Here is a 14131-nt window from a genome sequence, read left to right on the forward strand (position 1 = left end):
GTTAAATCAGGCTCAGAGGTAATCGAACTCACTACCCTGCAACGCTAGTAAAGTCGCGGCAGGCGCTAACATTGCGGCCTTATGAGCGGATGTACGCGGCAGGATTCGTTGCAGATAAAAGTCGCAGGTTTTCTGTTTGCCTGCTGCCAGTACCGGGTTATCGCTTTGCGCCGCGCAATCTGCCATGGAATACCACAAAACCCCCAGCAAACAGTAACCGCTGTAGGCCAGGTAATCACAGGCACCGCCCGCAGCCTCTACCGCAGAGAAGGTTTTTACCTGCAGTGAAGTTTGATACCACTCGTTAAGCAATGCAGAGGCCTGTTGCTGCGCTTCGCCATCAGCCATCGCCTCCACCAGTTCCGCCAAAGCATTTCGGGTGACGCCCAGCATATCGCCCCGGTCGCGGGTAAGCTTACGGCCAATCAGATCGAGTGACTGAATACCATTGGTGCCTTCATATAACATAGCTATGCGCACATCACGCATGAGTTGTTCCATGCCCCATTCGCGAATATAACCGTGCCCGCCAAATATCTGAATTCCCAGGCTGGTAGACTCCAGACCGGTATCGGTCATAAAAGCCTTACAGATAGGGGTTAGAAATTGCAGGATAGCCTCTGCATCATCATGGGCCTTGCCTGATGAGTTATGGGCAATATCCATGTATTTGGCATACAGCATCGCTAAAGCCCGGTTGCCCTCAGTCAGTGCTTTCTGGGTGAGTAGCATTCGCGCAATGTCGGGTTGATAAACAATTGCATCAGCTTTGGAGTCCGGTTGTTGTACTCCCTGTGGTGCGCGGGACTGCAGGCGCTCGCGAGCATAAGTTAAGGCACCCTGAAATGAAGCTTCTGAAGCGCCAAGGCCCTCAAGGCCAACCTGAAAACGGGCGTCATTCATCATGGTAAACATGCAGGCCAGACCACAATGTGGCTCGCCAACCAGCCAGCCTTTGGCACCATCAAAATTCATCACACAGGTGGGGCTGGCCTTAATGCCCATTTTTTTCTCCAGCGCGCTGGGCGAGAGAGCATTGCGTTCGCCCGGAGTGCCGTTATCATCAAGCAGAAATTTGGGCACCAGAAACAGGCTGATGCCTTTCACACCGGCAGGCGCATCCGGTAACCGGGCCAACACCATATGAATAATATTGTCAGTCCAGTCATGATCGCCGGCAGTAATAAAAATTTTACTGCCGGTAATGATGTAGCTACCGTCTTCAGCGGGTTCTGCCTTTGTGGCAAGCAGGCTTAAATCACTGCCAGCCTGTGGCTCGGTAAGATTCATTGTACCGGTCCATTGGCCGCTAACCAGCTTTTCAAGATACAGCGCCTTGAGTTCATCGGAAGCATGTTTGGTGACGGCAAGCACCGCGCTCTCGGTGAGCATGGTGGTTAAGCGCCAGCTGAGGTTCGCTGAGTTAAGCATTTCGTGTACGGGCACGGCCATGGAATAGGGGAGTCCTTGTCCGCCATATTCAATATCGCCGAGCATGGCATTCCAGCCATTGTCTACGTAACTTTGATAGGCGGCGGCAAATCCATCGGGGGTTACTACCTGGCCGTTATTCAGTTTACAGCCCTGTTCGTCGCCTTCCCGGTTCAGCGGTGCAACCACATCGGTTGCAAATTTACCACCTTGCTCAATAACTTCCAGCGCCAGTTCGGCATCAAATTCCTCGAGCCCTAACGACTGATAAAGCGAGTCGATGTTGAGCCAGTCTTTAACTAAAAATGTAAAATCAGCGAGCGGCGGGGTGTATGCCGGCATAACATTCTCCTTTGTTCAATCTGCTCTGATTGATTGCTATCGATACCATACAACGCCTGTATGAAATGCAAAATCACAGTCTGTCATTAACTTGAGCCAGCGCAATAAAGCCACTTCCGGCTGGCTGGTCAGTCAGGGTTTTTCTGCTGCCTGGACGAACGCATTTCTGAGCGGAATCAGATCATCCTTAAAACGTAATGCGTCATCCGTTATTTCAAACGGGTTTACCCGCAGCAGTTCTTCGGCCTCAACGGTAGCCCACGCCGGTGCGGGCACCCGCTCGGCAAGGGCTGTCAGAGAATCATCGCCCTGACAATGAAAGATTGGCATCCCCGAAGAGGAGTAAGTCAGCAACCTGCCTACTTCGAGGTTGAAGCCGGTCTCTTCCCAGGTTTCCCGGTGTGCTGCACAACGGGCAGATTCGCTGCCCTTAACGCCTCCCGCCGGGAAGTCGAGTTTGCCCGACAGGCGGTGTCGAATCATCAGAATACTGTTTTCAATTCTGATCAGACAGGCGGCAGCTTTAACATTCTCTGGAGAAGGTATATGGCTCGCGGTCTCAGAAACTCGGCAGCTTGGAGCAGACGGGGAGAGAGGTTGGCAACCCAAAAACGTTAAAACACAGATTATTACTGTTAAACGCGCTCTCTTAACGAGGTTATCGGGTAAAATTAAGCCGTTGGTTAACATTTATTATTAAATTCCGGTGCCCGCTGATGACAACAAGGTTGGGTACCAGTATAGCAGGATTGATTATGGCATTGGGTAAAAAGCTGTCGCCGCTGTTTTTTGGTTTGGTGTTACTGGTAGGGTTGCTGGCTTTTCTTAACTGGCCTCAGGAGCAAGCCGGTCAGACAATGGCCAAAAAGCTCACGCCGGTTAAAGTGTACGAAGCTTCTAATAAGTTGTTTCCGGTTACCATTGATGCACTGGGCACTGCCACGGCCAATGAATCCGTCACGCTAACGGCCCAGGTGGCCGATACGGTTACCCGCGTTTTGTTCGATGATGGTGATAAGGTCGAGGCTGGCCAATTGCTGGTACAACTGAACAACAAAGAAGAAGTGGCCCGTGTCGCTCAGTTACAGGTAAGTTTGGAAGAAGCGAAACGTCAGCTTAGCCGAATTAAAAACCTGGCCAAAACCAGTGCAGCTTCAGAGCAATTGCTGGATGAGCAACAGGCGCTGGTAAAATCGCTGGAAGCGCAAATTGCGGTGGCCAATGCGCAGCTGGATGATTTGCAAATTAAAGCCCCATTTAATGGCCGTCTTGGGATCCGCCGGGTGAGTGTGGGGTCGTTGGTGCGTCCTGCCGATGAAATCACAACGCTTGATGATATCAGTGTTATCAAGGTCGACTTTAACGTGGCCGAAAATCACCTGGCCAGTATGGCACTGGGCCAGAAAGTAACAGCAACGTCAGTGGCCTATCCAGGCCGCGAGTTCAGCGGTGAAATTACCGCTATAGACTCGCGTATTGATCCGGTGACCCGCTCTATTTTATCCCGCGCAGTAATTAACAATCCGGAGTCTGAATTGCGCCCGGGCATGTTAATGCAGGTCACTATCGAAAAGCAGGTACTTGATACTCTGGTGATCCCCGAAGAAGCACTGGTGCCCAATGCCGACAAGCAGTTTGTTTACGTAGTCGCCGAGAATAATGTGGTCTCTGAGCGGGAAGTCATTGTGGGAGAACGCCGTCCGGGCTGGGTGCAAATTGTGAAAGGTCTGAATGCGGGCGAACAAATTATTGTTGAAGGGACGTTGCGGGTACGCGACGGTTCTGAGGTGAGAGTCCTTAATCGCGATACGCTGGAGAGCTAAATCATGTGGTTATCAGACGTATCGGTAAAACGGCCGGTTTTTGCCTCGGTAGTTAACTTGCTGCTGATTATTTTTGGCATTGTGTCTTTTTCTATGTTGTCGCTGCGTGAGTATCCGGATATCGATCCGCCTATCGTCAGCATCAATACCAACTACCCGGGGGCGTCGGCCAATATCGTTGAAACCCGGATTACCCAGTTGCTCGAAGATCGTATCAGTGGTATCGAGGGCATAAAAAACATTACCTCAACCAGCCGTAACGGGCGCTCCGATATCACCATCGAATTTGAATTGTCGCGGGATATCGATGCCGCCTCCAATGATGTGCGTGAACGGGTGAGCCGGGCATTGAATAACCTGCCGGATCAGGCCGATCCGCCGGAGGTGTCGAAGTCTAACTCCGATGAACAGCCGGTAATGTGGTTTAACCTGCGCAGCACCAACCTCAACACCATGGAGCTAACCGATTACGCCGAACGGTATCTGGTTGATCGCCTGTCGATTGTTAACGGCGTGGCCCGGGTGCGCATTGGTGGCGGCAGAACCTACGCCATGAAAGTGTGGCTCGACAGAACCGCCATGGCTGCCAGAGATGTCACGGTGGCCGATGTGGAGTCGGTGATCCGTTCTGAAAACGTTGAGTTACCGGCCGGTCAGGTTGAGTCGTTAAACCGTGATTTTGAGGTGCGGGTAGCGCGAAGTTTCCTGACCCCGGAAGACTTTGCGGCGCTTACCGTAGCCATTGGCGCCGACGGCTACCTGGTGCGCTTAGGTGATATCGCTAAGGTTGAGCTGACCGCGGTGGAGGATGAAACCGAGTTTCGTGGTGACGGCGTTAACATGATAGGCCTCGGTATTATCAAGCAGTCTAAAGCCAATACGCTCGAAGTCGCCCGGGCTGCGCGTGAGCAAATAGCGCGCATCGAGCAAAGTCTGCCGGATAACATCTTTATTGTGCCAAGCTATGACTCGTCGGTGTTTATCGAACAGTCTATCTCCGAGGTATACAACACGTTGGGGATTGCCATGTTGCTGGTGGTAGTGGTTATCTACTTATTTTTAGGGAATGTCAGTGCCACCCTCATCCCGGCGGTTACCGTGCCGGTATCTCTGATTGCTGCGTTTATCGTTATGCTGGCACTGGGTTTTTCCATTAACCTGTTAACCCTGCTGGCGATGGTACTGGCCATTGGTTTAGTTGTGGACGACGCTATCGTGGTGCTGGAAAACATTCACCGGCGAATCGAAATGGGTGAGCCTGCCATTCTGGCCGCTTATCGGGGCACCCGTGAAGTAGGGTTTGCCGTAATTGCTACTACCCTGGTGCTGATTTCAGTGTTTGTCCCGCTGGTTTTCTTAGAAGGTAATGTGGGGCGCTTATTTACTGAGTTTGCCCTGGCCATTGCCGCTGCGGTGGCTTTCTCCAGCGTAACAGCACTAACCTTATCGCCTATGCTGGGCTCCATTTTACTTAAGAAAAGTGAGCGTTCGGGGTTTGGCAGCTGGCTGGATAACAGCTTCAAAAAGCTCGAAGCCGGCTATTTTAACAGCCTGGGTAAAACCATTCACCAGCCCATTGTGATGATGCTTTTACTGGCCGTCGCCGTAGGTCTGATTTTCCAGTTACAGCAACGTATACCTGCCGAGTTTACCCCTAAGGAAGACCGCAGTAATTTCTTTATAATTATGCAGTCTCAGGAAGGCGCCAGCTTTGAGAGTAACTCCCGCAACCTCAAACAAGTTGAAGACATTGTGATGGAATACCGCGAAGCCGGTGAACTCGACCGCGTGCTGGTTCGTGCGCCGGGCTGGGGTGGCCGTGCCGGTATTGTGGTGGTGGGCGTAGTGCCCTGGGATCAAAGGGAGCGCAGCTCCTTTGAGATCATGGATGAAATCAGTGAACGGCTGAATGTTATTCCTGATGTTCGTGCCTTTGCCATTATGCGGGCTGGTATCGGGGGCGGCGGCTTTAGCCGGCCGGTACAGTTTGTATTGCAGGGCGATACCTATGAAAACCTCGCTGAATGGCGCGATACGCTTATCGAAAAAGCCTCAGAAAATCCTAAACTGGTGCGTATAGACTCCGATTATAAATCCACTTCGCCACAGCTGCTCATCGAGATCGATAGAGATCGTGCTGCCGATTTAGGCGTTTCTATCAGTGATGTGGGCCGCACTCTGGAGACCATGTTGGGTCAGCGCCGGGTATCTACCTTCCTCGACCGTGGTGAAGAATACGACGTCATCATGGAAGGGGTTGAGTCGGAATTCAGAAGCCCTAACAGCATTGACAACCTCTACGTTCGCTCCGGTTACACCGGTAAGCTGATCCCGCTGGATAACCTGCTATCCTTCAAGGAGCAGGCAACGTCTGCCCAGCTTAACCGTTACAACCGCATGCGCTCGGTGACCATTTCTGCCAACCTGGCGGAAGATTATTCGCTGGGAGAAGCGCTGGCCTATCTGGAAAATATTGTAGAAACCGAGCTGCCCGATTCGGTGTCGATTGATTATAAAGGCGAGTCGCAGTTGTATCAGGAGTCCGGTAATTCATTTGTGTTCGTCTTCTTACTGGCACTGTCGATTACTTATCTCATTCTGGCCGCGCAATTTGAAAGCTGGGTGCATCCTCTGGTCATTATGATGACCGTTCCACTGGCCCTGCTGGGGGCGTTTATCGGGCTGTATTTTGCCGGTATGACGCTCAATATCTACAGTCAGATAGGACTGGTAATGCTCATTGGTCTGGCAGCTAAAAACGGTATATTAATTGTTGAGTTTGCCAATCAGTTGCGCGATGCCGGTGAGGAGTTTGAACAGGCTCTACGCAAAGCTTCAGCCATGCGTTTACGGCCCATCGTGATGACCGGTTTTACTACTGTATTCAGTAGTATCCCGCTGGTAATAGCCAGTGGCGCCGGGGCGGAGAGTCGCATGGCTATTGGTATGGTGATCTTCGCCGGGGTGCTGGTCTCGGCTTTCTTAACTTTATATATAGTGCCCACCGCCTATTACTGGATGGCTCGACACACTGGCTCACCACTTAAGCGTACGCACAAGCTGGAAGATCTGGATGAAGAAATTCCTTATGTGAAAGGGGAGTGATACTTTCATCCCGGCCCTCGAGCCGGAATGTCGAGTATGTTCTAGGGCTAAAATACTCCCGGTTATCCCGGAAGGTCTAACGGACCTATCCGGGATCTCCTCAAAAGTCAGACTGCCTTAAACTAGTCGAGCTATCATATTTTCCTGTCATCCCGTAAGGTCCAACGGACCTATCCGGGATCTCCTAAAAAAGTCTGACTGCTTTAAACTAGGCGAGCTATCATATCTCTCTGTCATCCCGGAAGGTCCAACGGACCTATCCGGGATCTCCTAAAAAAGTCTGACTGCTTTAAACTAGGCGAGCTATCATATCTCTCTGTCATCCCGGAAGGTCCAACGGACCTATCCGGGATCTCCTAAAAAGTCTGACTTTCTTAAACAAGGCGAGCTATGGATGATTTATCAGCTTTTTGTCGGGGTGCCGACAGCACCCAGGGGTGGCAGTGAGGCCACCCCTGGACCCCGCTCAGTTCTAGGTGTCGAAAAGCATACTGGCTGACAAAAAGGTAAAACCTAACGAGGCAGAGCGGGCGTCCTGCCCGCGCTGCCCTGGCTCGTCGTCCTTGACGAGCCTACGCTTTCCCTGATCTTTTTGTCAGCCAGTAATTCGCCACAACAGAACCACAGTAAAAGCAGGTAGTATACGAGCCAATTTGCTTTTCAAGTAAATATTGGCTCATGGGCCGGTATGACTGTACTTTTTTTGAGGATGGTTATAGCTGTCATCAGGCCAGCCAGTCGGATAAATTGAAACAGATAAAAATAAGCACGGCAGTCCAGCTCAACAACACCACAATCATCCGGGTATTCAAACCGGCATAACTGGCTTGTGGTGTGGCTTTATTGCTGGTGGGGATTAAACGGTTTGCCAGGTGGCCGCTGATAACTGTGACCGCAAAGCCAATGGCATTCCACCAAAACCAGAATATGGGGTTGTCGCTGAGCCACAAAAAGGTATTACTGAATACGCCCAGCAACAGGCCGATGTTAGCTGCTTTTGCGGTAATGGTTTTACTGTGGATACCCAGTAAAAAAATTGCCAGCACCGGGCCGTAAAACACCGAGCCGATTTTATTAATGGCTTCAATGATGGTGGGGGCGATATCACCGGCGAATAAACTTAATACCAGTGTTACCAGTCCCCAGCCGATACCGGCTGTGCGGGCAAAGCGCATATATTCATGGTCGCTGGGTTCATGGCCCTTGTAGCGACAAAAATCTTCGGTGGTCACGGCCGCCAGGCTGTTTATCGCGGAACTGAGCGAAGACATGGCCGCTGCCATAATGGCGACTACCAGCAGCCCAATCACGCCGGGTGGTAAATAATTAACAATGAAAATGGGCATCATCCAGTCGGGCTGGTCTGTTGGTATTTGCGCATGCAGCGATGGGGTATTGAGTACCAGTGCGCCTATTACTAACCCAGTGGTGCAATAAATTACTGTGATGGGGAAGCGGCTGAGCGCGACGGTATACATCACCTTGCGCAGGTCTTTTACGCTATGAGCAGACAGCGAACGCTGAGCTTCTGACTGGTCACAGCCATAATAAGAGGCATAAAGCACAATGCCACCAAATAACATAGGCAACAGCCCAAAATCGTTGCCGGTTAAACCCCATGAGCTGGTGTTTATGGCTTCCATGCGATCACTATCGATGAGTGCAAGTGCAGCATCCACACCGCCTATAACATCCACGGCGACAAACAGGCAGGTGAGGGCACCGGCCAGAATAATCACCATTTGTACCGCATCACCAAATACCACCGCTTTCATTCCCCCCACGGCAGAATAAATCAGGGTGATTACGCCAATCAACACAATGCTGTGCCATTGCTCCAGTCCCATCGTGCCTTGCAGAATCAATGATATGGCATAAATCATGATGGCGGTGGCGAAGGAGCGGCTGAGCTGAAATACAAAGCTTATCAGCAGGCGGGTGGAGCGTTCGAAACGGCGTTCGAGGAAATCGTACACACTCACCACACCGCTTTGGTGCAAGGTGGGCAATAATCGCCATAACATGAGCAGTACGGCGATGGGCAACGCCAGTTCGTAAGACAACCAAATCAACCCGCCGCCTTCGCGTAACCCAACAAAAGCAGGAGCAGAAATAAAACTGATCGCGGAGAGTTGGGTTGCCATAACCGACAGGGATAACGCCGGCCAGGGGATGGTGCGCCCGCCCAGAAAGTATTCCCTGCTATTGTGCTGGTGGCGAAATGCCAGTCCCATGGCGAGTAAACCTACGAGGTAAATCGCGATTATTGCGTAGTCAATCCAGCCCAAAATACGCTCCCTGATTGTGATTTTGTTTATTCAGTATGCTGATTTCACACTACAAATTCCAGTTGTGCTGGTTAATGTTTATCCTGAGCCTGAGTTATTTGGTCGGCACTGGCTTGCATATCCTGATCCGGACTGATTAGATAGTTGTCATTCATTTAACGGATAAAAGGGTCTCATTATGGGCAAGCGTTTGGCCGGTATTGTATTAATGCTATTTGCCTTGGCGTCCTGTAGCAATAGTGACTGGCGCACGGCAAGCCGAGAGCCAGCAGGTATCGCACCCTCACCAGACCTGGTGCAGGATGCGGTTATTGAGATCTATGCGGCGGATGCTTTTAGCTGGCGCGGCTGGTTCGCTGTACATACCTGGCTGGCCTTTAAAGAGGAAGGCGCAGAGGAATATCAGGTTTACGAAGTGGTCGGCTGGCGCGTCAAAAATGGCTATCCAGCCTTACGTCATTATAAAACCGAGAGTCCGGACCGCTACTGGTACGGCGCCAGACCAGAAAAGGTCTTATCTATTCAGGGTGACAAAGCCCGCCGACTGATCCCCGAGGTTGTGGCGGCAATTGATAAATACCCCTGGGCTAACGAATACACTGTGTTTCCGGGGCCCAACAGCAATACCTTTCCGGCCTGGATTGGCTTGCAGGTGCCGGAATTAGAGCTGGATATGCCATTTAATGCCATAGGAGCCGGGTATGCGGATTAAACTAATTGGTGCTCAGCAGGATGACGCGTAGTTGAATACCCAGGTTCGGTTAACCCTGATAGCGTTTTTAAGCTATATGATTATGTCTGGCCTGTTAACCCAGGCCGGAGTCATTCTTAACGCCATTGCCGCGCAACTGGAAATGACGGCGGCCCAGACGGTCAGTATTTTTTCCTGGCTAACCGGTGGTGCCTTAATCGGTACGCTGATGTCCATGTACCTGTATACCCGATTCAGTTTGCGGCGGTTGCTGATCATCACGTATCTGTTTTTACTGATTCTGGGCGTAGTGCTGCCGTTATTAACCGACGCCGGCTATCCTCTGCTGGCCGCTGTGTTTCTCGGTCTGGGAGTGTGTTGTGGCTGTGGTTTATCCGGTGGTGCGGTGATTATTTCCCGTATCTACCGGGCACAACGGAGGGCCTCGGCTTTTATTGCTACCGATTGTGCTTTCAGTGCGGCCGGGTTTATTTTTCCAACGCTGGCGGGCTGGTTGCTGGTTAAAGAACTGGACTGGACATTAAGCTATCTGGCCGTTGCCTCTCTGGCGGTGATTATACTGATACTGGCTGTTACTACGGTATTTCCCGACGTGCATCGGGCCGTTTCATCAGAAAGCGCCGGGCAAAAGGAAACCGCTCTGGCGCAATTTAAGCGTATCCTCACCCCTCGGGTGGTGTGTTTTGCGGTGGGGGTTTGTCTTTATCTTATTGCCCAAACGACCTTCTTAACCTGGGCGCCCAATTATCTGATGGCTTATTTTGACGCCCGGCAGGAAGTGGCTGGTCAGGTAGTGGGGAATTACTGGGGCTTCTCCATTTTTGGATTACTCACCTCGGTGGTGCTGGTGAACTTTATTCCTACCCGCCTCATGTTGCTGGTGGTCTCAGGTATCGCTATTACCTGCACTACGTTATTTTTACTTATCGACTCGGTGGCGGCATTTCTTACACTCGGACTGGCCTTTGGTTTACTGACTACCTGCATTTATAAAATTGCGATTTCAGTTGGCACCCAACAAATTGCGGACTCACCGCCAATGCTGGTTACCCTGATGTTATTCAGCGGCAGTATCGGTAGTACGCTGGCACCGGTTATATCCGGGTGGGTAGTAGAAAGCAGTGATGAAAAAGGCGCGCTGATGCTGGCACTGGCGGGCTTTATTATGATGCTGGTACTGTTTATTGTGGCAATGGTTCTGGAGCGTAAGGCAAAGCTTCAAACACTCCCTGATCCTGTTCAACCAGAGAGTGTTTGAGACCTAGCGGCAGTTACTGCTGATAGGCGTAGTCGCTCAGGCCGAGCTCATCGAGGACATCATCGAGATGAGCCAGGGCCTCTGGTGTAGGCCCCGGATATTCACCACTGATAGGGACATTACCCTGGTAGCCAATTTCGCGGCTACCGGCCTCAGAGCAGAAGTAGGCCGCTAATACCAGCGAGCGCAAACGGTTAAATACCGCTGCCGGCTGCTGTAAGCGGGCGTCGATATTGTCCCTGTCATAGGCAATATCATCCAGCAGGACTAATTGCTGAGCTTCGCTGAGCATCAGGAACGGCTGACTGTAGCGTCGCCCCGACTCATCGTCGAGCCAGATAAGTAAGCGCAGAATGCCGTCTCTATCGCGCTGTTGTTGACCGTAGGGCGCACTGACCCATTCGTCAATTACATCCACTGCGCCTATTTGCAGGGCCCCGGGCTGGCCATTCTGGGCTGGCACTAAGATGTCAGTTAAACGGGACAGCCGGGCAATTTGCTCCGTGGTCAACGTTTTTGGCCAGGGCGACGGTGGAGGCATGATCAGGTTGGGATCCTGCCCGTATCCTGCCACGCTAATGGGCTCTATCTTAAGGGTTGGCCAGTCTGAGGCTGAACCACTGACTTGAGGTGTGCTGGCGGCACAACCGGTAATGGCGGGCACTGCTGCGCTGGCCAGCATCATACCAAACAATTTTAACGACTGGCGACGGCTTAAGCCGTGCGGGTTACTCAGAGCTTTAGTGTCAGTCATCTTACAGTACTCCCTGTTGGATCTGGCCGGCCAGCCAGTTAGCGTTGCGCATGGCCAGCGTCATAATGGTGAGCGTGCAGTTTTTATGCGGGTTGGAAGCAAAAACGCCGCCGTCCATCACAAACAGGTTCGGACAATCCCAGGTTTGTCCCCACTGATTGGTCACGGAATCTGCAGGCGAGTTGCCCATTCTCGCGGTGCCCACTTCATGAATGATTTGGCCGCCTTTAGCGATGGCTTGTTCGGGGGCAGGCAGATCACCCACGGTTGCGCCCATGGTTTCAAGCAAAGTTTTGGCGGTTTGCAGGCCGTGGGCAACCTGATTCAGCTCGTGTTCTGACCACTGCCAGTGGAAGCGTGCCACCGGGATGCCCCATTTGTCGGTGACGTCAGGGTCAATATCCATATAGCAGTTGTCATTGGGCAGCATTTCGCCGCGCAGTGCAAAATACACGCTGGCACCGTAATTGGCTTTGGCTTCGTCTTTTAATGACTCGCCATAGCCTGCAAAATCGCCGGATACCCAGGCGCCGGGTTCTCTGAAGCCGGTCCCCAGTTCAAAGTGATATCCCCGTGGAAAATTCAGTTTATGTTGTGCCTTATGGCCCCACCAGGGAATAAACAAATGGTTAGCGGTATGTCCGTCTTCGTTATATCGCGGGCGGTTCTTTAACGCCGGGATAGTGGCACCGATACCGGCACCAGTAGAGTCCATCAGGTTGCGGCCCAACTGACCACTTGAATTGGCGAGGCCGTCAGGGTGTTGGGCAGATTTCGAGTTAAGCATAATCCTGGCCGACTCACAGGCACTGGCTGCCAGAATAACCACCGGTGAGGCAATAACCACTTCTTCACCGCTGGCTTTATCAATGTATGTCAGACCGGTGACTGTGCCTTCATCACTGGTATTTACCTGTTTGACCATGGCATCAGTAATGAGCTTAAAATGACCGGTTTGCCGAGCCATGGGAATTAAAGACGTAGTGGTTTGAAATGCCGCACCAATGGAACAGCCGTGGCCGCAAGGGGTGGCATAAAAACAGGCTGCCCTGTCGTCTTTTGGCTGGGTCAGAACCGCGCGGTGCATGGGAACCGCAGTAATACCATGTTTTTTCGCGGCGGCAGCCACCAACAGTTCAGGAACTCTTGGGGTTGGTGGGGGTTGCAGTACGCCGGGCGGTGAGTCGGGCATGTCATCCAGCCCGGTATTGGTGCCACATACACCGACCAGACTCTCGGTTTTATCGTACCAGGGGGCAATGTCACCGTATTCAAATGGCCAGTCTGCGCCGAGCCCATCGCGGCTTTTGCCTTTAAAGTCGTGCTCACTGAAGCGCAGTGAATAGCGCCCCCAGTGGTTAGTGCGTCCACCGAGCATACGTGCCCGCCACCAGAGAAAATCGGAATCATCGTCGGTGGTGTACGGTTCGTCAGGCACCGACCAGCCACCATCAACCGTCGCATCATAGTAGCCAAAGTTTTTATCTGAGGTGGCGGCCCCCATAAGTGGTGCGTCGGCATTGCGTTTAAACATGGGCGTTTCAGTTTTGGGATCGTAGTCGCGGCCCGCTTCAAGCATTAAAACGTTAATCCCTGCTTTGGTCAGCTCATAGGCTGCCATGGCCCCGCCAGCGCCGGAGCCAACAATCACTACCTGATGAATAAAGTCGGCCATTAGCGTAACTCCCGTATTTTAATATTTTTAAACCACACTTTATCACCGTGATCCTGCAAACCGATATGGCCTTTAGCCTGTTCGCCAAAGCCATCCCATTTGGCAAACTTACTGGCGGCAACCAGTTTTTCCCAGGTCGAGGAGTACATCACTATATGCACGGTCATCACGTCATTTTGCCAGACCTCCAGCACGTCATTGTGAAGACGGATCCGCAGGTTATTCCATTCGCCTGCTTCTTTATAAGCGGCCGCCGGCGCCACTACCATGTCATAGAGCGAGCCTGAGCGGTGTGAGTCGAGCTTACTGTCGGGGTGTTTTTCATTATCAATAATCTGGATTTCGGGGGCATGGAAAAAGATGTATTGTTCACTTTCATCAGCGAGAAAGAAAATGCCACTGTTCCCGGCTTCAGAAATCTTCCAATCCAGACTCAGTTCAAACTCGGCATACTGTTTCGCTGTAATCAGGTCGCCACTGCCCTCTTTGGTAAGGGTGATGGTACCGTTAGTGACCTGCCAGTTGCTGCCGGCTTCGTCTTTTTGATAGTTACGCCAACCCTTAAGTGACTCGCCGTCGAACAAGCTTTCCCAGCCCTGTTGCTGTTCTGTGGCTGAGAGAGTGTTATCGCTGGCGAGTGCCGCGGTGGAAGCGCTTACAAGTAATCCTGCCAAAAGTGTAATCAGTGTTTTCATTGTTGTTTTCCTGTTGAAATAGACTGCTGAGCACACAGGCCCCAGGGC

10 protein-coding genes are annotated in these 14131 nt (G+C 51.8%); 4 read left to right on the forward strand and 6 right to left on the reverse strand.

The features are described from left to right. Positions 1 to 12: 12 nt before the first annotated feature. On the reverse strand, positions 13 to 1773 hold the full coding sequence (locus AC27IB_RS22240) for an acyl-CoA dehydrogenase family protein (RefSeq protein WP_296045627.1): 1761 nt from the start codon (positions 1771 to 1773) through the stop codon (positions 13 to 15). A 132-nt stretch (positions 1774 to 1905) separates the two neighbouring features. Then, positions 1906 to 2463, reverse strand: coding sequence for an NUDIX hydrolase (locus tag AC27IB_RS22245; protein ID WP_487123706.1), 558 nt, complete (start codon positions 2461 to 2463; stop codon positions 1906 to 1908). Positions 2464 to 2528: 65 nt separating this feature from the next. Here AC27IB_RS22245 and AC27IB_RS22250 point away from each other — a divergent pair, with 65 nt between their 5' ends. Both AC27IB_RS22250 and AC27IB_RS22255 read left to right on the forward strand, forming a co-directional pair. Continuing rightward, positions 2529 to 3596: an efflux RND transporter periplasmic adaptor subunit gene (locus AC27IB_RS22250; RefSeq protein WP_296045778.1), complete on the forward strand. Its 1068-nt coding sequence runs from the start codon at positions 2529 to 2531 to the stop codon at positions 3594 to 3596. A 3-nt stretch (positions 3597 to 3599) separates the two neighbouring features. Continuing rightward, the gene (locus tag AC27IB_RS22255) at positions 3600 to 6701 is read left to right on the forward strand and encodes an efflux RND transporter permease subunit (RefSeq protein ID WP_487123708.1); all 3102 of its coding nucleotides are present in this window, start codon (positions 3600 to 3602) and stop codon (positions 6699 to 6701) included. A gap of 725 nt (positions 6702 to 7426) precedes the next feature. Here AC27IB_RS22255 and AC27IB_RS22260 read toward each other — a convergent pair. Continuing rightward, entirely contained in the window at positions 7427 to 8935 is a 1509-nt protein-coding gene (locus tag AC27IB_RS22260) for a sodium:solute symporter family transporter (RefSeq protein ID WP_487123729.1), read from the reverse strand. A gap of 232 nt (positions 8936 to 9167) precedes the next feature. Between AC27IB_RS22260 and AC27IB_RS22265 the strand changes: the two genes are divergently transcribed. Together AC27IB_RS22265 and tsgA are read left to right on the forward strand one after the other, a co-directional pair. Continuing rightward, positions 9168 to 9701, forward strand: coding sequence for a DUF3750 domain-containing protein (locus AC27IB_RS22265; RefSeq protein ID WP_296045638.1), 534 nt, complete (start codon positions 9168 to 9170; stop codon positions 9699 to 9701). Between the two features lie 31 nt (positions 9702 to 9732). Beyond that, positions 9733 to 10959 carry an MFS transporter TsgA gene (tsgA, locus tag AC27IB_RS22270; protein ID WP_487123710.1) on the forward strand — a complete coding sequence of 409 codons (1227 nt, stop codon included), beginning with the start codon at positions 9733 to 9735 and terminating at the stop codon, positions 10957 to 10959. Between the two features lie 13 nt (positions 10960 to 10972). Here the strand turns inward: tsgA and AC27IB_RS22275 are convergent, their stop codons facing one another. Genes AC27IB_RS22275 through AC27IB_RS22285 form a run of 3 tightly spaced genes read right to left on the reverse strand, consistent with a single transcriptional unit; the run spans position 10973 to position 14083 of the window. After that, a complete protein-coding gene (locus tag AC27IB_RS22275; RefSeq protein WP_487123712.1) occupies positions 10973 to 11713 on the reverse strand; it encodes a gluconate 2-dehydrogenase subunit 3 family protein in 741 nt (246 codons plus the stop codon). 1 nt (position 11714) lies between these two features. Next, the gene (locus AC27IB_RS22280) at positions 11715 to 13388 is read right to left on the reverse strand and encodes a GMC family oxidoreductase (protein ID WP_487123714.1); all 1674 of its coding nucleotides are present in this window, start codon (positions 13386 to 13388) and stop codon (positions 11715 to 11717) included. Further along, the gene (locus tag AC27IB_RS22285; RefSeq protein ID WP_487123716.1) at positions 13388 to 14083 is read right to left on the reverse strand and encodes a 3-keto-disaccharide hydrolase; all 696 of its coding nucleotides are present in this window, start codon (positions 14081 to 14083) and stop codon (positions 13388 to 13390) included. The genes AC27IB_RS22280 and AC27IB_RS22285 overlap by 1 nt, the downstream gene beginning before the upstream one ends. Between the last annotated feature and the right edge of the window lie 48 nt (positions 14084 to 14131).

It is taken from the genome of Alteromonas sp. 4NH20-0104, from assembly GCF_057547795.1.

What these genes read in the sequence shown, in the direction of transcription:
- AC27IB_RS22280 (WP_487123714.1), bottom strand. Translation starts at nt 13,388, where the DNA reads ATGGCCGACTTTATTCATCAGGTAGTGATTGTTGGCTCCGGCGCTGGC.
- AC27IB_RS22285 (WP_487123716.1), bottom strand. Translation starts at nt 14,083, where the DNA reads ATGAAAACACTGATTACACTTTTGGCAGGATTACTTGTAAGCGCTTCC.
- AC27IB_RS22245 (WP_487123706.1), bottom strand. Translation starts at nt 2,463, where the DNA reads ATGTTAACCAACGGCTTAATTTTACCCGATAACCTCGTTAAGAGAGCG.
- AC27IB_RS22265 (WP_296045638.1), top strand. Translation starts at nt 9,168, where the DNA reads ATGGGCAAGCGTTTGGCCGGTATTGTATTAATGCTATTTGCCTTGGCG.
- AC27IB_RS22275 (WP_487123712.1), bottom strand. Translation starts at nt 11,713, where the DNA reads ATGACTGACACTAAAGCTCTGAGTAACCCGCACGGCTTAAGCCGTCGC.
- AC27IB_RS22250 (WP_296045778.1), top strand. Translation starts at nt 2,529, where the DNA reads ATGGCATTGGGTAAAAAGCTGTCGCCGCTGTTTTTTGGTTTGGTGTTA.
- AC27IB_RS22260 (WP_487123729.1), bottom strand. Translation starts at nt 8,935, where the DNA reads ATGGGACTGGCATTTCGCCACCAGCACAATAGCAGGGAATACTTTCTG.
- AC27IB_RS22255 (WP_487123708.1), top strand. Translation starts at nt 3,600, where the DNA reads ATGTGGTTATCAGACGTATCGGTAAAACGGCCGGTTTTTGCCTCGGTA.
- AC27IB_RS22240 (WP_296045627.1), bottom strand. Translation starts at nt 1,773, where the DNA reads ATGCCGGCATACACCCCGCCGCTCGCTGATTTTACATTTTTAGTTAAA.